General features: G+C 53.2%; 22 protein-coding genes and 1 tRNA gene. 20 read left to right on the top strand and 3 right to left on the bottom strand.

From position 1 onward, the window contains the following. The first annotated feature begins 33 nt into the window (after nt 1–33). The 3 genes from msrB (at nt 34) to KB213_RS03635 (ending at nt 2,713) form a co-directional block, all read left to right on the top strand. Nucleotides 34–438, top strand: a complete 405-nt coding sequence (gene msrB / locus KB213_RS03645; protein WP_211680703.1) for a peptide-methionine (R)-S-oxide reductase MsrB — start codon at nt 34–36, stop codon at nt 436–438. A gap of 142 nt (nt 439–580) precedes the next feature. After that, the gene (gene upp / locus KB213_RS03640; protein ID WP_211680702.1) at nt 581–1,219 is read left to right on the top strand and encodes a uracil phosphoribosyltransferase; all 639 of its coding nucleotides are present in this window, start codon (nt 581–583) and stop codon (nt 1,217–1,219) included. Between the two features lie 201 nt (nt 1,220–1,420). Further along, nucleotides 1,421–2,713, top strand: coding sequence for an NAD(P)/FAD-dependent oxidoreductase (locus KB213_RS03635; RefSeq protein ID WP_211680701.1), 1,293 nt, complete (start codon nt 1,421–1,423; stop codon nt 2,711–2,713). Between the two features lie 276 nt (nt 2,714–2,989). On the opposite strand, the gene KB213_RS03630 is transcribed toward KB213_RS03635, so the two are convergent. Next, a tRNA-Ser gene (locus KB213_RS03630) sits at nt 2,990–3,079 on the bottom strand. A 221-nt stretch (nt 3,080–3,300) separates the two neighbouring features. Here KB213_RS03630 and KB213_RS03625 point away from each other — a divergent pair. The 13 genes from KB213_RS03625 (at nt 3,301) to KB213_RS03565 (ending at nt 15,905) form a co-directional block, all read left to right on the top strand. Then, complete coding sequence (locus KB213_RS03625) at nt 3,301–3,780, top strand: Spy/CpxP family protein refolding chaperone (RefSeq protein WP_211680700.1); 480 nt, start codon at nt 3,301–3,303, stop codon at nt 3,778–3,780. A 137-nt stretch (nt 3,781–3,917) separates the two neighbouring features. After that, nucleotides 3,918–5,336, top strand: a complete 1,419-nt coding sequence (ffh, locus tag KB213_RS03620; protein ID WP_068168740.1) for a signal recognition particle protein — start codon at nt 3,918–3,920, stop codon at nt 5,334–5,336. A 41-nt stretch (nt 5,337–5,377) separates the two neighbouring features. Next, on the top strand, nt 5,378–5,734 hold the full coding sequence (gene rpsP / locus KB213_RS03615; protein ID WP_068168742.1) for a 30S ribosomal protein S16: 357 nt from the start codon (nt 5,378–5,380) through the stop codon (nt 5,732–5,734). A gap of 31 nt (nt 5,735–5,765) precedes the next feature. Next, nucleotides 5,766–6,323: a ribosome maturation factor RimM gene (gene rimM, locus KB213_RS03610; protein ID WP_068168744.1), complete on the top strand. Its 558-nt coding sequence runs from the start codon at nt 5,766–5,768 to the stop codon at nt 6,321–6,323. After that, nucleotides 6,320–7,024, top strand: coding sequence for a tRNA (guanosine(37)-N1)-methyltransferase TrmD (gene trmD / locus KB213_RS03605; RefSeq protein WP_068168747.1), 705 nt, complete (start codon nt 6,320–6,322; stop codon nt 7,022–7,024). The genes rimM and trmD overlap by 4 nt, the downstream gene beginning before the upstream one ends. 24 nt (nt 7,025–7,048) lie before the next feature. Then, entirely contained in the window at nt 7,049–7,429 is a 381-nt protein-coding gene (gene rplS, locus KB213_RS03600) for a 50S ribosomal protein L19 (protein WP_068168750.1), read from the top strand. A 161-nt stretch (nt 7,430–7,590) separates the two neighbouring features. Next, on the top strand, nt 7,591–9,045 hold the full coding sequence (leuC, locus tag KB213_RS03595) for a 3-isopropylmalate dehydratase large subunit (protein ID WP_211680699.1): 1,455 nt from the start codon (nt 7,591–7,593) through the stop codon (nt 9,043–9,045). After that, entirely contained in the window at nt 9,045–9,671 is a 627-nt protein-coding gene (leuD, locus tag KB213_RS03590; RefSeq protein WP_211680698.1) for a 3-isopropylmalate dehydratase small subunit, read from the top strand. The genes leuC and leuD overlap by 1 nt, the downstream gene beginning before the upstream one ends. Beyond that, complete coding sequence (gene leuB / locus KB213_RS03585; protein WP_211680697.1) at nt 9,668–10,777, top strand: 3-isopropylmalate dehydrogenase; 1,110 nt, start codon at nt 9,668–9,670, stop codon at nt 10,775–10,777. Before leuD ends, leuB begins: the two co-directional genes overlap by 4 nt. 81 nt (nt 10,778–10,858) lie before the next feature. After that, nucleotides 10,859–12,061 carry a pyridoxal phosphate-dependent aminotransferase gene (locus KB213_RS03580; protein WP_211680696.1) on the top strand — a complete coding sequence of 401 codons (1,203 nt, stop codon included), beginning with the start codon at nt 10,859–10,861 and terminating at the stop codon, nt 12,059–12,061. 16 nt (nt 12,062–12,077) lie between these two features. Next, complete coding sequence (locus KB213_RS03575) at nt 12,078–13,280, top strand: pyridoxal phosphate-dependent aminotransferase (RefSeq protein ID WP_211680920.1); 1,203 nt, start codon at nt 12,078–12,080, stop codon at nt 13,278–13,280. Between the two features lie 593 nt (nt 13,281–13,873). Beyond that, nucleotides 13,874–15,562, top strand: a complete 1,689-nt coding sequence (locus tag KB213_RS03570; RefSeq protein ID WP_211680695.1) for a M3 family oligoendopeptidase — start codon at nt 13,874–13,876, stop codon at nt 15,560–15,562. Between the two features lie 52 nt (nt 15,563–15,614). Next, entirely contained in the window at nt 15,615–15,905 is a 291-nt protein-coding gene (locus KB213_RS03565) for a hypothetical protein (protein WP_211680694.1), read from the top strand. Between the two features lie 51 nt (nt 15,906–15,956). Here KB213_RS03565 and KB213_RS03560 read toward each other — a convergent pair whose 3' ends face one another. Beyond that, on the bottom strand, nt 15,957–16,463 hold the full coding sequence (locus KB213_RS03560) for a thioredoxin family protein (protein ID WP_211680693.1): 507 nt from the start codon (nt 16,461–16,463) through the stop codon (nt 15,957–15,959). A 120-nt stretch (nt 16,464–16,583) separates the two neighbouring features. Between KB213_RS03560 and KB213_RS03555 the strand changes: the two genes are divergently transcribed. Then, a complete protein-coding gene (locus KB213_RS03555; protein ID WP_346266659.1) occupies nt 16,584–16,940 on the top strand; it encodes a hypothetical protein in 357 nt (118 codons plus the stop codon). On the opposite strand, the gene KB213_RS03550 is transcribed toward KB213_RS03555, so the two are convergent. After that, nucleotides 16,941–17,372 carry a DUF423 domain-containing protein gene (locus KB213_RS03550; protein ID WP_211680692.1) on the bottom strand — a complete coding sequence of 144 codons (432 nt, stop codon included), beginning with the start codon at nt 17,370–17,372 and terminating at the stop codon, nt 16,941–16,943. A gap of 109 nt (nt 17,373–17,481) precedes the next feature. Here KB213_RS03550 and KB213_RS03545 point away from each other — a divergent pair, with 109 nt between their 5' ends. From KB213_RS03545 to KB213_RS03535, 3 genes are all read left to right on the top strand, one after another. After that, complete coding sequence (locus KB213_RS03545; RefSeq protein ID WP_211680691.1) at nt 17,482–18,078, top strand: DUF4142 domain-containing protein; 597 nt, start codon at nt 17,482–17,484, stop codon at nt 18,076–18,078. Between the two features lie 121 nt (nt 18,079–18,199). Further along, nucleotides 18,200–18,769, top strand: coding sequence for a cob(I)yrinic acid a,c-diamide adenosyltransferase (locus KB213_RS03540; protein WP_211680690.1), 570 nt, complete (start codon nt 18,200–18,202; stop codon nt 18,767–18,769). 281 nt (nt 18,770–19,050) lie between these two features. Then, nucleotides 19,051–19,677 carry a hypothetical protein gene (locus KB213_RS03535; RefSeq protein WP_211680689.1) on the top strand — a complete coding sequence of 209 codons (627 nt, stop codon included), beginning with the start codon at nt 19,051–19,053 and terminating at the stop codon, nt 19,675–19,677. Nucleotides 19,678–19,727 lie beyond the last annotated feature (50 nt).

Genomic DNA, 19,727 nt, shown 5'->3' with positions numbered 1-19,727 from the left:
CAGTCAATTACCTGTGTGTAGAGGAATGATGTCATGGGGCAAGAGCAAGAAAATAGTTGTGGCCCTACGGGGTGTGGCGTGGGGTTGACGCCTGAACAGCGCCGTATTCTGCGTGAACATGGGACAGAGCGGCCGGGGTCTAGTCCTCTTAATGATGAAAAGAGGGAAGGGCTATATGCCTGTGCCGGGTGTGGGCATGTGCTGTTTGAGTCGGCTTATAAGTATGACAGCGGCAGCGGTTGGCCATCGTTTTTTGCGGTGCGTGATGGGGTGCTCGGCACTACGGAAGATATGCGGTTTGGTATGTTACGGACAGAAGTGCACTGTGGTGAGTGTAAGGGGCATTTGGGGCATCTGTTCCCAGATGGCCCACCACCGACGGGGCTGAGGTATTGTATTAACGGCCTTGCCTTGGAGTTCCGCCCCAAGGAGCCTTAAAGGCATACAAAATGTGACGAGTCGTTGTGTAGGATGAGGAAGGGGGGTATCTTTCCTTATCTTTTATATGTGTGCCTGTTTGTTTTGATAGGCTGCGTGCTGCGCTTGTGTCATCGGGGCGTAGCCGTTTTGGAGAGTATTCATGAGTGTGTCCCCCATCGTTCTTACGCATCCACTCGTTCGTCATAAGCTAACGCGTCTGCGTGACAAGACGACATCGACTGCGGGTTTTCGTCGTTTAACCCGTGAGTTAAGCTTGTTGTTGGCGTATGAGGCAACACGTGATTTGGCGTTGGTGCCTCGGGAAATTTGTGCGCCGAGCGGTCCAATGGTGGGAGAAGAGTTGGACGGTAAGAAGCTGTGCTTCGTATCGATTTTGCGGGCTGGGAATGGTTTGCTGGATGGGATGTTGGATCTCGTACCATCTGCGCGTGTTGGTCATATTGGTTTGAAGCGGGATCATGACACGCTGGAGGTCAGTGAATACTATTTCAATATGCCAAGCGACGTGCCGGGCCGTACCTGCATTGTGTTGGACCCTATGTTGGCCACGGGTCATTCGGCTGCGGCTGCCATTACGCGTGTAAAAGAAGAAGGGGCGCGTGATATTGTTTTCGCGTGCTTGCTGGCAGCGCCAGAAGGTGTGGCTCATATGAACGAAAAGCACCCTGATGTACGTATTGTGACGTGCTCGCTTGATCAGAAATTAGATGAGAATGGCTACATCGTGCCTGGTTTGGGGGATGCGGGTGATCGCTTATTTGGTACGCGTGAACGTTAATTTGTAATCTATACCTTACCCGCCCCGTTATGTTGGGGCGGGTTTTATGCGCTGTTATGGCGTGCATAATATTTTTGAAAATCTGAGCTGAAACACAAATCCGTTAACACTGTGCGGCTCATGATCTGTTGATCTCATCTTTTGAAGATCTGGGCGTAGTCTTCCTGCGATGCAGCGTAGGCAGATGAAGGCCGTAAGAAGATGTCAGATCGCTTTGAGGTTTTGATTGTTGGTGGTGGGGTAGCGGGGCTTTCTCTCGCGACGCAACTTGGCAAAAGCTTAGGAAAGCGAAAAAAAGCACGCATTACGCTGATTGATAAAAGTTTTTCTCATGTCTGGAAGCCGATGTTGCACCGTTTTGCAGCGGGTACGGGCATAGGAGAAAATGATCGGATCAGCTTTATCACGCATGCGAGCGGGCATCATTTTGAATTTTGGCCTGGTGAGGTCGTGTCGATTGACCGTGCACGGCAGCGTGTGGTTCTCAGTGCGTTTCATGCTCCAGATCAATCTCTGATCTTGGAAAGCCGGAGCATGCATTATGATGCGTTGGTTCTGGCGGTGGGCAGTTGTGCGAATGATTTTGGGACGCCGGGCGTTAAAGAGCATTGCTTGTGTATTGATAACCTCGTGGAAGCGAATGCTTTTAACGAGAAGTTTCGTATGGAGTTGATTCGCTCTTTTGCGAACAGCACAGAACTCGATATTGCTATTGTAGGTGGTGGCGCAACGGGAACGCAACTCGCAGCAGAACTGCATAAAGCGCTGGATATTTTTGACCCTTACAGTCTGCATGCCTTTGGGCGCGTTCCGCCGAGGTTACATATTACGCTTTTGCAGTCGGGGGAGCGTATTCTCCCAGCCTTTCCGGAGGCTGTGTCACATGCGGCGCAAAGTGAGCTAGAGCGTTTGGGAGTAACGGTTCGAACGTCATCGCGCGTTGCTGCCGCGGATGCGACGGGCTTTACGTTAAAAGATGGGACCTACGTGAAGGCTCCGTTACGGGTGTGGGCTGCGGGAGTTAAAGCGCCGGACGTGACCCAATCTTATGGCGGGCTGGCGTTGAATAAGGCGGGACAAATTTTGGTTAATGCCAATTTAAGCGTCAAAGATGATCCTCATATTTTTGCGTTAGGAGATTGCTCGTTTATTGAGGGGGATCCGTTGCCGGCAACGGCGCAAGTTGCGCGTCAGCAGGCTAATCATTTGGCGCGTTATTTCCCGGCTTGGGTTGAGCGGGGGCGCGCTGTGCCGTCCTGTGTATTTCGGAATAAAGGCGCGATTGTTGCCTTGGGTAAATATAATGGCTGGACGGCATTCCCCGGAGGTACGGTATGGGGAGGAGGGTTGTCTCATGGTCTGGCTGCACGTCTGGGGCATTTACTGCTCTATAGGCAGCATCAGGTGGCGTTATATGGCTTTTTTCGCGGAATGATGTCGTTTTGTTCAGATTGGATGGAAGGACGTATACGTCCTTCGGTACGTCTGGATTGAGGGGCGGAGATGGTATGGGCGGACGGTAATCAGTGTATAGAGGAGGGGGCGTATGGTTGGGTGTGAGCTGTGGCTTCCGTGTGGAGTGGGTAATAGCGCAGAGCTCTGAAATTAAAGTATAAAGCGCTGAGGTGCATTTTGCAGGCACGGTGTGACGGCTGGCGTATATGTTGGAATTGAGCGTTTTACGGTATCTCGCATTGGGCTATACGAGATGAAATAAATCGCGTCTTTGATCTCAACTGCTGTAAGATATTGTATTTTTAGGGAAATATATGGCGGAGAGGGTGGGATTCGAACCCACGGTACGCTCTCACGTACGGCGGTTTTCAAGACCGCTGCCTTAAACCACTCGGCCACCTCTCCTCATGATGTTCAAATTCATGAACGTCATGTCTGGAGCGTCTTGAAGCGCATAATGCCATCTCTCGTCAAGGGGGATAATGCGATTATTTTGGGTGGGGATTACTTTTTGACACTCTAACCCCGGAGTTTCGTAACATTTTTTTTGGCATGCTCCTGTTTGGGTCGAGGGTTAGCTTCGGCGTGACATGTAATGTTCTCGTGAGCGAGGTCTAATAAATCTTATGAAATCTATGCGATTGGCTCTTCGTGTGTTGGGTGTGTTCGCGGTTGCGGTGCCTGGCGTGATGTTGGCGCAACCTGCTGTGCATTTTGGTGGTATGCCGCCTTTGCCGGTTCCGCCAGGTGTCGTTTTGAATGATGCGCAAAAAGCGCAAGTGAAGGCGTTGCTGCATAATGATCATGCGGTAGATCATGAGCGGCATCAGAAGCTTGATGCTTTGCGCCATCAAATTATGGATGGTTTGACGGTCGAAGGGGCGTTGGACCGTGAGCATCTTGCGCAATTAAGTGCGCAGGAAGCGGCGCTGCATGCTGAGGAAGCGCAGGGGCGTTTGGCAGTGCAAGAGAAGATACATGATCTTTTGACGCCTGAGCAGCAGCATCAGGCATCGGTGACTGCGCATAAGTTGCATGAGTTGCATGAGCAGATTGATGCGTTGACTGGACGTCCGCCGGAGCCGCCCGTTGGTGAGCAGCCATAAGAGCGAATCTACTGCGGAGAATCCCCTATTTGCTTGACCTTGAGTAGGGAAAGCGATAGGGGAGGTTTCGTTTTCGGACACGCCACACCGCGAAGGCTCGCGCAGTGGCGCTTTTTTGTTGCGATAAGGTAGTCCCGTTGTTCGATCGTCTTTCAGGCAAGATGTCCGGTGTTCTCGAAGGTCTCTCCCGTAATGGGAAGCTCTCTGAGGACGATGTTACGGAAGCAATGCGTGAGGTCCGCCTCGCTATGTTGGAAGCGGATGTTGCGTTGCCAGTGGTGCGCAGCTTCGTCAACAATGTGCGTGAGCGTGCTGTTGGGCAGGAAGTGCTGGAGAGTGTGTCTCCGGGGCAGGTTGTTGCAAAGATCGTTAACGACGCATTGATTGATGCGTTGGGCGGTGCCGGTGCAACGCCGTTAAACTTATCTGCCTCTGCTCCTGTGCCGATTTTGATGGTTGGCTTGCAGGGTTCTGGTAAGACGACGACATCCGGCAAAATTGCGCTGCGTCTTTCTTCGCGTGAGCGTAAGAAGGTGCTTCTGGCGAGTTTGGACGTGCAGCGTCCTGCTGCGCAGTTGCAGTTGCAACAGCTTGCTGAACGCGTGAATGCAAGTACTGGTCTGGTGACATCTTTGCCAATCGTAGCGGGGCAAAGCCCTGTTGAGATTGCTCAGCGTGCGCTCGATGTTGGACGTCGTGAAGGGTATGACATTGTCATCCTCGATACGGCTGGCCGTTTGTCGATCGATGAAGCGCTGATGGAAGAAGTTCGTCAGATCCGCGCTGTATCGAACCCAGCGGAAACGCTGTTGGTTGCGGATGCAATGACGGGGCAGGATGCCGTGAACACCGCGCAGGCCTTTAATGAGGCTGTCGGGATCACGGGTGTTGTGATGAGCCGTATGGATGGTGATGCACGTGGTGGTGCTGTCCTGTCCATGAAGGCCATTACGGGTGCGCCGATCAAGTTTACCGGTGCTGGCGAAAAGCTGGAAGCACTGAATGAGTTTCACCCAGAACGCGTCGCTGGACGTATTTTGGGATTGGGTGACGTCGCTGGTCTCGTTGAAAAAGCGTCTGAGACGCTGGATCATGAGGAAGGCGAGCGCGTTGCTAAAAAGATGCTCGCGGGTAAGTTCGACCTCGACGACTATGTGTCTCAGATCAACCAGATCAACCGTATGGGTTCGATTTCGGGGATTTTGGGCATGTTGCCGGGTATGGGCAAGCTCAAGGATATGCTGGGTGATAAGGAAATCGATCAGTCGATTTTCGTCCGTCACAAAGCAATCATTTCGTCCATGACGAAAAAAGAGCGCAAAACACCCGCGATCATTAAAGCTTCGCGCAAGAAGCGGATCGCGGCTGGTTCCGGTACCAGCGTGCAGGAGGTTAATCGCCTTCTCAAGCAGTTTGACGACATGTCCACTATGATGAAGCGCATCAGCAAAATGGGCCTTGGTGGCCTGATGCGCGGCATGGGTGGCGCAGGTGGTCTTGCGGATATGATGAAGGGTATGCCGGGTGGCCCCGGTGGTCGTCCGCCTTTCCGTTGATCCGTTTTTAGTAGTTTTTGGTTTTCTTTCAGGAGTTATTCATGAGCCTCAAGATTCGCCTTTCGCGCGCTGGCGCTAAGAAGCGTCCTTACTACCACATCGTTGTTGCTGACAGCCGTAGCCCACGCGATGGCCGTTTCATCGAGAAGGTTGGTGCGTACAACCCAATGCTGCCGTCTGATCACGCTGATCGTATCAAGCTGAACGACGAGCGCATCAAGCACTGGCTGTCCAATGGTGCACAGGTCACAGACCGTGTTGCACGTTTCCTTGGTAACGCAGGTCTGGCTCCTAAGCCTGTCTTCCGTGACCAGCCGAAGAAGTCTGCTCCGAAGGCTAAGGCTCAAGAGCGCGCTAAGGAAGCTGCTGAAGCCGCTGCCGCAGCTGCTGCAGCTTAATTTAGCATTTATCGAACCGGTGAGCTGATCCGTGGCCCGTTTCAAATCTGATACTGATGTTCTGGTTGCGACCGTTGGTCGGCCGCATGGTGTGCGGGGCCTTGTGCGCCTGCACGCTGCGACGGATGAACCGGAATCAGTAGAGGCGTTGAATCCTTTGCATGATGAGCAAGGGGTGGTCTGGAATGTACGCTGGGTTTCGCCTGGGGTGGCGGCGTTAGAAGATGGGCAAGGGAATGCTTTGCCGGATCGGAGCGCTGCTGAGCGGTTGGTGAACCGCCGTTTATATGTTGCACGAGAGGATTTGCCTGAAGCTGAGGAAGACGAATTTTACCATGCTGATTTGATCGGCTTGGAAGCGTTTTCGGGTGAGGGTGAGTCGTTTGGTGTCGTGACGGTGGTTCATGATTACGGGGCTGGTGTCAGTCTTGAAATTGTACCCGCTCAGACAGGAAAAACCCTGATCGTGCCGTTCACACGGGCATGTGTGCCTGAAGTCGATTTCGCAGCGCAGCGTTTGCTCGTTGTGCCTCCGCATGAAATCGAAGTTGAAGGCACGCTTGAGGGTGAGGTCCAGATACGCTCATGACGTGGCGTGCGGATATCCTGACCTTGTTCCCGGATATGTTTCCGGGGCCGCTCGGCTTTTCCCTTGCAGGGCGAGCTTTAGAGCGTGGGCAGTGGTCTTGCACGGCGCATGATTTGCGCAGTCATGGGCGTGGGCGCCATCGTGCGGTGGATGATACCCCGTTTGGTGGCGGGGCTGGTATGGTCATGCGACCGGATGTTCTAGATGCAGCGCTTGACGCGTTGCCGGAGCGTGAAGGTCGCCCGATTATTTATCCGACCCCTCGTGGGAGAAGGTTGGCTCATCAGGACGTTACACGTTTTGCTGCGGGCAAGGGTGTGGTTGTGCTGTGTGGCCGCTTCGAAGGGATAGATGAGCGGGTGCTGGAAAAACACAATATCGAACAGTTTTGTATGGGCGATGTTGTGTTATCTGGCGGTGAAATCCCAGCTCTTACTCTCTTAGATGCCTGTGTGCGCCTTTTGCCGGGCGTTATGGGGTGTGAGGCAAGTGGGCAAGACGAGAGTTTTGCTGATGGCTTGTTGGAGTACCCTCAGTATACGAAGCCAGCGAATTGGGATGGGCGGGATGTTCCGCCAGTTCTGCTCTCTGGCCACCATGCTGCCATTGCTCAATGGCGGCATGAACAATCTCTTGCCGTCACACGTGAGCGCAGACCGGACCTCTGGGACGCGTATCAGATACGGCAGCCGGTTCATTGAGTTTTTGTTTTCAGGAGTTTGGTCATGAACACTATTCAGCAGTATGAGGCACGCGAAATCGAGCGTCTTTCTAACGCTCGTGCGGTCCCAGAATTCATCGCAGGTGACACGGTTCGCGTTGGCGTCCGCGTTGTTGAAGGCACGCGTGAGCGTGTACAGAACTTTGAAGGCGTTGTTATTGCGCGTTCAAACAAGGGTCTGAGCAGCAACTTCACGGTTCGTAAGATTTCGAACGGTGAAGGTGTGGAGCGTGTGTTCCCGCTGTATGCGCCTTCTATCGCAAGCATCGACGTTGTGCGTCGTGGTAAGGTACGTCGTGCGAAGCTGTACTACCTGCGTGGTCGCTCAGGTAAGTCTGCGCGTATTGCAGAACGCCCACGTGACGTTGTGAAGACAGCTTCCTAATCTTAGGTAACAAAAACTAAGATTAAGCCTTTTAGGCTTGCCTTTTCTTGCAATAGATGCTCTCTCTGCGCAAGAAAATGAAGATGCCCGCCCGTCATACGGCGGGCATTGTCTTTGTGGCAGCCCCATCATGGGGCCCAAAGCGCCGGAGATAGAGAGCTATGTGTGCAGGTTTTGCGCCGCGAACGTTATTTGACAAGATCTGGGATGATCATGTCGTTGAGCGGCTCGAGGACGGAACGTGCATCCTATATATTGATCGGCATCTCGTCCATGAAGTGACGAGTCCTCAAGCGTTTGAGGGTTTGCGTTTGGCAGGGCGTCGTGTACGCCGGCCAGATGCCACGGTGGCTGTTGTGGATCATAATGTCCCGACATCTGACCGTTCCCAGCCGATTGAAGAAGCGGATAGCCGCTTGCAGATCGAAACGCTGGAGAAGAATGTCGCTGAATTTGGCGTTCCTTATTTTCCATTGCTCTCTGCCTCTCAAGGCATTGTTCATGTGGTCGGGCCAGAGCAGGGGATTTCTCTGCCGGGTATGACGATTGTGTGTGGTGACAGCCATACGTCTACGCATGGTGCCTTGGGCTCCTTGGCGTTTGGTATTGGTACCTCTGAAGTTGAGCATGTTCTGGCAACGCAGACATTGCTGCAAAAGCCAGCGAAGAATATGCGCGTCCGTGTGGAGGGCGCAGTTGGTCCGGGCGTGACCGCCAAGGATATTATGCTGGCCATTATTGGTCATATTGGTACAGCTGGCGGCACGGGGCATGTGATTGAATTTGCCGGCTCGGCCATTCGTGGGCTGGATATGGCTGGGCGTATGACGCTGTGCAATATGTCCATCGAAGCAGGGGCTAAGGCCGGTTTGGTCGCGCCGGATGAGACGACGTTTGCTTATGTAAAGGGGCGCCGTTTTGCGCCTAAAGGGGACGATTTCGAGCAGGCATGTGCGTACTGGCGCAGCCTAGCGAGTGATGACGGCGCGGAGTTTGATCGTGAAGTCGTGCTGCGTGCGGAAGATATTGTACCGTCTGTGACATGGGGCACCAGCCCGCAGGATGTTCTGCCGATTGATGGTGTGGTGCCGATGCCTTCAGATTATAAAGATCCCGCGCAAGCGGCGCAGGTGCAGCGCGCTCTGGATTATATGGGGCTGACGGCCGGGCAGAAGATTGCCGGTACGAAGGTTGATGTTGTGTTTATTGGGTCCTGCACGAATAGCCGTCTTGAGGATCTGCGCGCAGCAGCTGCTGTGGTGAAAGATCGCCATGTGGCTGAAAATGTGCGTGCTATGATTGTGCCGGGTTCGGGTTTGGTCAAGCAGGCGGCGGAAGCTGAGGGCTTGGATCGTATTTTCCGTGATGCGGGTTTTGAGTGGCGCGAGGCGGGCTGCTCTATGTGCTTGGGGATGAACCCTGATCGTCTGACGCCGCAGCAGCGTTGTGCCTCAACGTCCAATCGTAATTTTGAAGGTCGGCAAGGTCCGGATGGGCGGACGCATCTGTGCTCTCCCGCTATGGCGGCCGCCGCAGCGGTGACGGGTGAGTTGTGTGATGTGCGCACGTTAATGGGTTTGATGTCCGGCTCGGATGCCGTGCGGGAGGCAGTGTAATGGACAAGTTTACGGAACTGACGGCCATTGCGGCTCCGATGCCGAATGAAAACATCGACACGGATCAGATTATCCCGGCGCGCTTCTTGAAGACGATTCAACGTACGGGGCTTGGGCGTAGTGCTTTTGCCGCGCAGCGTTATGATGCGGATGGGAATGAGAAGCCTGATTTTGTTCTCAACCAGGAGCCGTATCGTCAGGCTGAAATTTTGATCACCTATGATAACCTTGGTTGTGGTTCATCTCGTGAGCATGCGCCTTGGGCTTTGTTGGACTTTGGGTTTCGCTGCGTGATCGCGCCGAGCTTTGCGGATATTTTCTTCAATAATTGCTTCAAGAACGGCATTTTACCGATCCGTTTCCCGCGTGAGATTTGTGATCTGCTAATGGATGATGCGCGGCAGGGTGCGAATGCGCGTTTGACCGTTAACTTGGCTGAGCAGGTGGTTATTCGCCCTGATGGGGAGAAGATCCCGTTTGAGGTTGACCCGTTCCGGAAGCATTTATTGATCGAGGGGCTGGACGATATTGGCCAGACCTTGGCACATGATCAGAAGATTACGCGCTTTGAAAGCAGTGAGAAACGCAGCTGGGTGCCGTCTGTGGATATGGGAGCAGGTCAATGAGTGAAGCGTCAAAACTGCTGGTTCTGGCGGGTGATGGTATTGGCCCGGAAGTTATGCGCGAAGTGGCGCGTATTGTGCACTGGCTGGAGCGTCATCGCGGCTTGAAGCTGGAGATTACGGAAGAATTGGTCGGTGCGGCGTCTTTGGCGGTACATGGCGTGCCGATCCGCGATGAAGTGATTGCGCTGGCGAAGCAGTCAGACGCTGTGCTGTTCGGTTCGGTTGGTGATCCGGCGTGGGGTCATGTTGGCTTTGATAAGCGCCCGGAAGTGGCGATTTTGAAACTGCGTAAAGAGCTGGAACTGTTCGCTAATTTGCGTCCAGCGCAGCTTTTTGATGCGCTGTTAAGTGCCTCGGCCTTGAAGCCAGAAGTGGTGCGTGGCCTTGATCTCATGATCGTGCGTGAGACGGTTGGTGGCATCTATTTTGGTGAGCCACGCGGTATTGAAACGCTTGAAGACGGCTCTCGCCGTGGGATTAACACGGAAGTTTACACGACGGCTGAGATCGAGCGTGTGGCGCGTGTGGCTTTTGATTTGGCGCGCAAGCGTGACAACCGGGTATGCTCGGTTGAGAAGTGCAATGTCATGGAAAGCGGCCTTCTGTGGAAGGAAGTCGTGACGGATTTGCATGCGCGTGAATATGCGGATGTTGAACTGTCTCATATGCTGGCCGATAATTGCGCGATGCAGTTGGTCCGTGACCCGAAGCAGTTTGATGTGATCGTAACGGGCAATTTGTTTGGTGATATTTTGTCCGATCTTGCGTCAATGTTGACGGGGTCTTTGGGCATGTTGCCATCGGCCACGCTTGGTATTGTGCGTGACGATGGAAAGCGCAATGCGCTGTATGAGCCGATCCATGGAAGTGCACCGGATATTGCGGGCCGTGGTATTGCGAACCCGCTGGCGCAGATTCTTTCCTTTGCTATGCTGCTGCGTTACTCGCTGGGTCGTAGTGAGGATGCTGAATTGATTGAAAAGGCCGTTTCTAATGTGCTGGCGAGTGGCCTGCGTACGGCAGACATCATGTCGGAGGGCATGGCGCGCGTTGGCACGGAGATGATGGGCGAAGCGGTCCTTCGTGAAATGGACAAGCTGGCTTAACGCATTACTGTCCCCCATGAGCCCTGTGGCGGTTCATGGGGGATTTTTTTATCTTTATGGTTTGTGGCTGGAACTGAGAGTATGTCCATCATCGCCGAGCGCTTACAGCGTGTTACCCCGAGTCAAACGGTTGCCATTACGCAAAAAGCGCGTGAGCTACGTGCTGCAGGGAAGGATATTATTAGCCTTTCCGCAGGCGAGCCGGATTTTGATACGCCTGACTTTGTAAAAGAGGCGGCGATCCGCGCCATTCAGGCCGGCGAGACAAAATATACGGATGTTGCTGGCACAGCGCCTTTACGGAAGGCCGTCGCGGAGTGGTTGAACCGTGATTTCGGGCTGGATTATACAGCGGACGAAATCTGTGTTTCGACCGGCGGTAAGCAGGTGATTTATAACGTGATGGCAGCCACGCTGAATGCGGGAGATGAGGTCATCATTCCTGCGCCAGCATGGGTGTCTTATCCGGATATTGTGAAGCTTGCGGATGGTGAGCCTATTTTGGTGCAAACTGCGCCGGAGAATGGTTTTCGCATGACGGCAGAGCAGCTTCGTGCGGCGATTACGCCGAAGACGAAGTGGCTAATGCTGAATTCACCCAGCAATCCGACCGGGGCGGTGTATCGTGAAGAGCATTTGCGTGCGTTGACCGATGTGTTGTTGGAGCATCCGCATGTGTGGGTGTTGACCGATGACATGTATGCGAAGTTGATTTACGGCAGTGATACTGCGCAGACGGTTGTGCAGGTTGAGCCGCGTTTGCGTGAGCGTACAGTCACGATGAATGGCGTGTCCAAAGCCTATGCCATGACGGGCTGGCGTATTGGGGTTTCGGCGGCACCGGCGGCGTTTACGAAGCAATTGGTGAAGTTGCAGGGGCAGAGCACGAGCAACACATGTTCCATCGCGCAGGCTGCAGCTTTGGCAGCGGTGACAGGGCCACAGGACTTCATTGCAGAAATGGTGTCGGTTTATAAAGAGCGGCGTGATGTGGTGGTGGGCATGCTGAATGATGCTCCCGGTTTGTCCTGCCAGATGCCGGAGGGGGCATTTTATGCGTTCCCGTCTGTCGCCGGGGTTTTGGGTAAGACGACGCCTAAGGGTGTTGTGCTGGACACGGACGAGGCTTTTGTGACCGCGCTGCTGGATGAGACAGGCGTGGCGGCTGTGCATGGTAGTGCATTTTTGACGCCGGGTTATTTCCGTGTGTCCTATGCGACGAGCACGGAGCTTCTGCGTGAAGCGTGCACGCGTATTCAAAGTTTTTGCCGTAGTCTTGTTTGATCTGGAGCCTGCTAAGATGTTTCGTCCTGCTGCACGTATCGCGACTTTGCCTAAGCCAGCGACCATTGCCATGGCGGCAAAAGCCCGTGAACTGCGTGCGGCGGGAGCCAATGTTATTTCACTCGCCTTGGGGCAACCTGATTTTGCATCCCCTGCGGTTGCTGTTGAGGCGGCTTATGCGGCGGGGTTAGCAGGTGATACGGGGTATCCACCGATCCCCGGTCAGAAGGCGCTGATCGAAGCCATTCAGGCGAAGTTGTTGCGGGATAATGGGGTCACGGCTGCGGCGAATCAGATCATGGTGGCCAATGGCGGCAAGCAGGTCATTTTCAACGCGTTCATGGCGACCATTGATGCAGGGGATGAGGTTGTTGTTCCTGCGCCGTATTGGGTGAGTTATCCGCTTATTGCACAAATGTTTGGTGGGCGGAGTGTTGAAGTGCCTTGCCGGGAGGAAGATGGGTTTCGTCCTGATCCGGAGGAAATTCGTGCGGCCATTACATCGAAAACACGTTGGTTAGTTCTGAATTTTCCGAATAACCCAAGCGGTGCCATTTTAGAGCGTGCAGATCTTGAGGCGCTGGCCGAAGTGCTGCGGGCTGCGCCTCATGTCATGGTGATGTGTGACGAGATTTATGAGCATCTGACCTTTGATGGGCGTCAGCATGTCTCGCTCTTGTCGGTCGCGCCGGATTTGGCTGATCGTGTTCTGATCGTGAATGGGGTGGCGAAAGCCTACGCGATGACGGGGTGGCGCGTTGGTTTTGCGTGTGGTCCAGCTCCGTTAATTGCGGCGATGATTGCGGTGCAGGGCAATGCAACGTCTGGTGTGTGCACGCTGGCGCAGGCTGGCGCTGTTGCTGCGTTGAATGATGGCGGCGATGGTATTGCTCTCATGCGTGAGACCTATGAGCAGCGACGCAATACAGTTGTGGCTGCGTTGAGAGCAATTCCCGGCTTAAGTTGTGCGATGCCGCAGGGGGCGTTTTATGCCTATCCGGGTATTGCGGCTCTGCTTGGTGGGACGAGCGGGCAGGGGCGGGTTTTGTCCGATGATGTGGCTTTTGCGGAAGCGTTGTTAGAAGAAGCCCATGTGGCCACGGTGCCGGGGGCAGCTTTTGGGTTGGGGCCGCATTTACGTTTGTCCTTTGCTGCGTCGGATGATGATTTAGCTGAGGCATGCCGACGGATTGAGGCTTTTGTTCGCGCTATTCGTTAGGTTCAGGGCGTATTAATGCGAATGGGATATGTCGCTTTCAGTTTCCATGAGGAGACTAAATGTGAGTGATCTGTACTTGGCTGACGGACGAGTAGATATGCTGGGCTGTGTTTTCCTAAGAGCGACGATGATCCGTCGCTGATGATCGTTGGGTGCCGAGCAAAGTTATCTTCGTCACCGCATGTCCCGAAAGAGTGTGGGCCGTGCAAGACACTCTAGTACTCCATGGAAGTGGTGGAGTGACGTAGGTGTTTTTTTGCGGAGGGATGGAAGGGCTGGCTTTTCCACGGACTTCTGCACGACTGACTTGAATAAAGCTCATTGGATTGGCGGGTTAATAAGGGTTGCGGCTAGCCTGATCGACGTACGAAAGGCGCATGGCTACCAATGTTATGACATGGCCGCCCCTTTGTTTAATGAGTTGCTGAAGGTTCAATGGCTATTCATCAAGGTGATGATGTCGATGGATTGAGGAGCGTTTCTTAGGAAAAAGGTATCTGCTCTTAAGGCCTGTTTGTTGTTGGGTAAGAATATACGCTTTTACATGTGGAGAGGGCGTGACGTTTGGCGTCTGCGGTGGCAGGGTTTCTGTCATGAAAACGGATATATCTTCTTTCTCGGCTCTTTCATTCCTCCGTCCTGACGAGGCATCGTTGCAAGCGCAGTATGATGCCGTTTCTGCATCACTGGATGCGGGGCGCCTAGAGGATGCGTTGTCTCACTTTGATCAGGGGCGACGTGTCTATGAAGCCTGGGCGTCTTATGTGCATTTGCAGTTTTCGCGGCATACGCAAGATGAACACGCTCAGGCAGAGCGTGATTATGCGGATAAGCTTGGTCCGGTCGCGGCAGATTATGAAACGCGGTTGAAGAATCGTTTTTTGAACGAGGTGGATCGTGCTGCTCTGGAGGCTGTGCTGACGCCGCATGTCATTGCGCTATGGGAAGCGGATGCGACGGTTTTTGCGCCAGAAATTAGCGCAGATTTGGAAGAAGAAGCGCGGTTGACGGGCGAATACACAGCCTTATTAGCCGGTGCGAAGATCGTCTTCCGTGGAGAGACATATAATTTATCGGGCTTGGTGCCTTATGCACAGTCTTTGGATCGTGAAACGCGGCATGAAGCTGAGCGTGCGCGTTGGGGGTTCTTCGCGGAGAATGGCGCTAAGCTTGATGACATATATGGCAGGTTGGTCACGCTGCGGGACCGGATGGCGACGACATTAGGGTTCAAGAACTTTATTGAGCTTGGTTACCGCCGCATGCGCCGGACGGATTATGGGCCGGAGCAGGTTGCGGCGTTTCGTGAAAAAATCCGGGTACATGTGACGCCTTTGGTGCAGGCAATTTTGGAGCGCCGTCGTTTGCAGATGGGGTGGGACCGTGTGCAAGCGTGGGATGAGGCGTTGATTGACCCGAAGGGTAATCCGGGGCCTGCGGGGGAGCATGATGTGTTGGTTGCACGGGCGGAAGAGATGTTCCGTGCGCTTGATGCATCCGGTGATATGGCTGCGTTTTACGCTATGATGCGTGATCAGGGGTATTTGGACTTAAAGAACCGTGATGGGAAAGCGGGGGGTGGTTTTTGTACGTCGTTCCCAACGGAAGGTGTGCCGTATATTTTTGCCAATTTTAATGGGACGCATAATGATATTGGCGTGTTTACCCATGAGATGGGGCATGCGTATCAAAATTGGAAAAGCCGTGATTTGCCATGGGTCGATCAGGCATGGCCGACGATGGAAGCGGCGGAAATTCACTCGATGGGGTTGGAGTTTCTGACATGGCCGGAAATTGGTGGCTTGGTCGAAGACGGGGCGGCAGATCGTTACCGCGCCATGCATTTGATTGATGCGCTGTCGTTTTTTCCATATGGCGCATGCGTTGATCACTTCCAGCATGAGGTTTATGCAAATCCGACAATGTCTGCGGCAGAGCGCCATGCCTCATGGGCGCGTCTGGAAAAAGAGTATATGCCGTGGCGCGATTGGGGTGATTTAGCGTATCCGGCAGCAGGTGGCCGTTGGCAGGCACAGCTGCATATCTATCGCTTGCCGTTTTATTACATCGATTACGCTTTGGCGCAGTGTTGTGCGTTGCAGCTTTGGTTAGGGTCACGGCAGGATCAAGAGGGTACTTTGGCGGTTTATCGTCAGCTTTGTGCTGAGGGTGGTTCTAAGCCTTTTGCCGCTTTGGTTTCTGATGCTGGGTTGGTATCTCCCTTTGCAGAGGGGGCGTTGACCGATGTCGTACGCGAAGCGGAGAAAGTATTGCTTTCTTAGGGGGCGTGGTGTGTGTGGCTGATTAAACTCTTTTATGTGTGTTTGGGAGTTTATGAAGTACAATTATGCACATGCTATTGTCGTGTTTGTTTTGGCTACGTCATGCTGCAGCGCGCATACTCCGTCATTCAGTCATGTGTCTGAACATGCGCTTGATGTAATGTGCGATATTAGCGTGGCTGGCCATCTTGAAAATTGTACGATTTTGTCACCCACAGACCCAAAAACGGCCCAAAATATGTTGGGTTTTTTGAAAACGCTACGGTATGGGCCGGCTATTGTTCATGGTGTGGCTGTCCGTCAGTATCATCACACAATGCACGTGACTTATACAAAAGGCTGAACATCGTATGGCCTCTCTGCTTCAGCGTATGAAGCAGAGAGGTATCTTTGATTAACCGCGCTGATTCCACGAGGAAATCAGGTCCAATGTTGCTTGTGGAGACATAGTGCGTGCATTGCCGAGCGCGAGTGAAGCATCGCCGTTGAGTGGTTTACCTGCTGGGGTGAGGACAATTACGGTTGGGATAGCTTTGACCTTTACGCCGTATTTAAGGGCGATATCCATGTTGTGGGTAAAGCGATCTACGTTGACCGGCACGATCACGAACTGGCTTTCAAGCCAGCCTTGCGCGTCAGGAAGGGCAAAGACACCGGCGAGCATGCGGCAATCTGGGCACCAGTTGGCGCCAAAGTCTAAGAGGACTTTACGGCCTGTTTTTTTGGCCGTTGCAAAAGCTTCTTTGACCTGAACGGATGCTAAAGAAGAATCAGGGTAGGGGGCTGCAATTGGCGCAGCAGATGTTTCACTGACCTGCGGTGCAGCTTTTGTCTCAGCAGCGGCGAATGGCGCGGTGAGGATGGTGCCGATAGCGGCGGCAGCGATGAGTATTTTGCGCATTGCATGACCTTCGATGAAAGAGAACGCCTTATTGAAAAGGAGTTTTCTTTGATGATGGGGATGATCATGGCAGAACGCTAGAGGAAAGCGCAAATCTGTTTTGAATGAAAAGGTATCTTGGTGAAGCAATCACTTGCGAAACAAAAAAAAGGTCGCTCTTCGGTGGATCCGACGCATGGGCAGGGGGCGGCGCCAGAAGTGAGTATGGCGACAACACTTTTGAGGACGTTAAGCCTAACGGGGATGACGTTTGCTTTTATTCTGGTGATTCGCTTTTGGGGGCCAGCAACGCAGGTTATGCAACATGTGGCGGGAAGCATGGCGTGGCAGCGTTTGACGGCTTTGTTCCATATTGAGACCGGATTGGGGCGTGAGCAGTTTATTTTTGTTGGGATAGTCGTCTTTTGCTTCGTGTTGGCGTTGGTCATTCAAACGTTGGTTTTATGGGGATTACACTTCCGCAAAAAGCGCGGGTGATTAGATGCGCCGTTTGTGTGTGGCGGCGGCGAGGGCTGTTATCAGCCATCCGAGGATCAGGAGTGTGCCACCATAGGGCGCAATACGCGCGATTGAGAGTGAGCCGACATGCAGATCTTTCAGCGCAAACAGTATGACGGGTACGACAAAGAGCAGCGTCCCTCCGGTGAAAGAATAGCCTGCTAAACGGCCAAATCTGGGGGTGAGCAGGTGGTGCCCTATGGCCAAGCCGCAAAGGGCTAGGGCGTGCCACATCAGCATATCAGCGGCATTATGCAGGGCTGTTGGGCCGGTTGGTACGGCATAATCTTTAAGGGGTAGGTGTGCGGAGATTGCCCCAAGAATGACGCCGCATGCCCCAAACAGGCTTCCTATGATGAGGAACGGACGCGGGTTAAATCCTGCATGCGGGGGAACAGGGTATCTCTTCATACGTTTTGCTTAGCATGCTTCTGGCTGTTCTGAGAATAATCACGTGCGTGAGCTGCGGTCAGGGCGTGTTATATGATGACGTCTTTATAGAGTGTTAGGGAGTGATTTCATGAAGGCTGTAACAGGTTTGACCGCATTGGCATCAGTGGCACTGATGATGGGTTTGTCAGCTTGTGGGGTGGATGCGCCGCCGCCACCTCCGCTGCCGTCTTCTAGTCCTGCTGTCAGCCCTTTGAGCACGCAGGATGTGGCTCTGCTTCAGCAATTGGACACGTTGGACCAGCAGCAGGGTGCGCTTGCCGCTCTTGCGGTAACACATAGTAATAGTGATGTTGTGAAAGCTTTTGCTGCCACAGTTGCATCGGATCATGCGACGAACCGTAAGGCGATTGCGCAGATTGCGACGAGCGCCAATTTGAAGACGAGCGCGGGGTTAAGTGCGGCGGATCAGGCGCATATTGCGGCTGTTGGGCGTTTATATGGCACGGCGTATGATCGTGTATTCTTGCGAGAAGTTGTGAGTGCAACGACGCCAACGCTGGCATCTGCGTTGAAAACGGTCGCTGCGGGATCGGGTAATGGGAATGTGAAGACGTTGGCTTCCGATAGCACGGCGTTACTTCAAAACCATACGAACCAAGCGCGCGATTTGATGGGTGAGCGTACGATTCGTCATCACCGTTTGCATGTTGGTAGCCATCAATAAAGCGTAGCGTCAGGGTTCTCCCGGGCACTTAGCAGAGTGGTAGTGGTGGGCTTGGCCGGGTTACCCGTCAGGCCCGCTTCTGTTTTGTGGTATCTATAGAGACGTATATGCGAGGTGTAGCATGGTCATTCGGATTGATCGGGTTGTAACGCGTGGTGGTGATCGTGGGCAGACTTCTTTGGGTGATGGTCAGCGGGTTTCGAAGGCTGATGCTCGCGTTGAAGCGATGGGTGCCGTTGATGAATTGAATGCTCAGATTGGTATGCTGGAGTATTTATGTCGTGTTGAGTGTGGCGATACGGCGGGGGCGGGTACGCTGCGTAGTATTCAGGGTGGGCTTTTTGATTTAGGGGCTGATATTTGTATGCCGCCTAATAGTGACAAGCAGCGTGATCCCGTATTGTCGGCAGAATCTGTGTTGTGGTTAGAGAAAGAAATTGCAGAACTAGGCAAAGATTTGCCGGCTTTAACGAGCTTTATTTTGCCAGGTGGCGGGCGAGTGGCGGCTCAGGCACATATTGTTCGAACCGTTGCGCGGCGTGCGGAAAGACGGGTTGTGGCCTTGGAAGGGAACCTGGATGTTGGGGTGCGTTTTTTGAACCGCTTGTCTGATTACTTTTTCCAGTATGCCCGTAAAGCGAATGATAATGGGGCGTGCGATATTTTATGGCAGCCACGGCAATGGTCATGACTTTTTGTCTGTTCTTGTTTTAGTTTGATAGCGGAAAGTTTATGATTGAGTTGTAGACTCTAGTGGTGACATTCATATTTTTTTTTGCTAAATGACGTTTTGCAAGAGTGCTGGTTTGATCAGGTGGCCAGCGCCGTGACTTCTGAAAATTCCGCCGGAACGTTCTCTGAAGCAAAGCGAAGCTTTTGCAGGGAAGTGTATTTCGAGGAGCCGAATTTATTCGGCTATAGTATTGATGAAGTCATGATTAGACACCTTATTTTGATAGAAAAAAGTGTATAATGCAGGACGATCAGCAGGTAAGCGAAGATAAACTGCGAGAAGCCTTGGCCCGTTTAGGGGCTGGTTCTGGTAAAAGTTCAAATAAACCATCTAGACCTGTTCAGCAAACACCTGAACGCCGTCGTCGTTTTGTGCGGGACGGACAGGTTGTTGTAGAGCATCAATCAACTGGCCGCCCAATGAGTGGCCGGATGCAGGCTGTACGTGCGGCAGGTGGTCCGGAAGAGCACGAAGAGATTGAGCGTTTACGCCAATCTGTAAAGCGTGAGCAGCGCCGTTGTGAAGAAGTTGAGCGCCATGTAGGTGACCTTAAAGGGCAGTTACGGACGTTTGAAACACGTGAAGCGCATACAAAGCTGCAAATCGCTGATTTAACGAAGGCGCTGCGTGATGCGCAGGATCATATTCAGGCTTTGAAGTCTGATTTACATCGTGCGCGTGAAGAAGCCGCTGAAGCGTCACGTCGTTCGCCGCGTCCTGTTGGGCGGCCACGTAAGCATCCATTGCCTGAGAATGCAGTGCCGCGTTCGACTGGCCGTGTGGTAGAAGCCGCTGTGGATATGGGGGCGTCAGTGACGGCCTATGATACGGATACTGCGGAACCTGTGCAGTGGTGGAAAGACTGAAGTCTTCGCACCACTGTCGTAGAGTTTAGTTTTGTGCACGCTCTTCCTGG

The sequence above is a fragment of the Neokomagataea anthophila genome (assembly GCF_018122595.1).
In the GTDB taxonomy this organism is placed as follows: Bacteria; Pseudomonadota; Alphaproteobacteria; order Acetobacterales; family Acetobacteraceae; genus Gluconobacter; species Gluconobacter anthophilus.
This window is presented reverse-complemented; position numbering and strand designations above follow the sequence as displayed.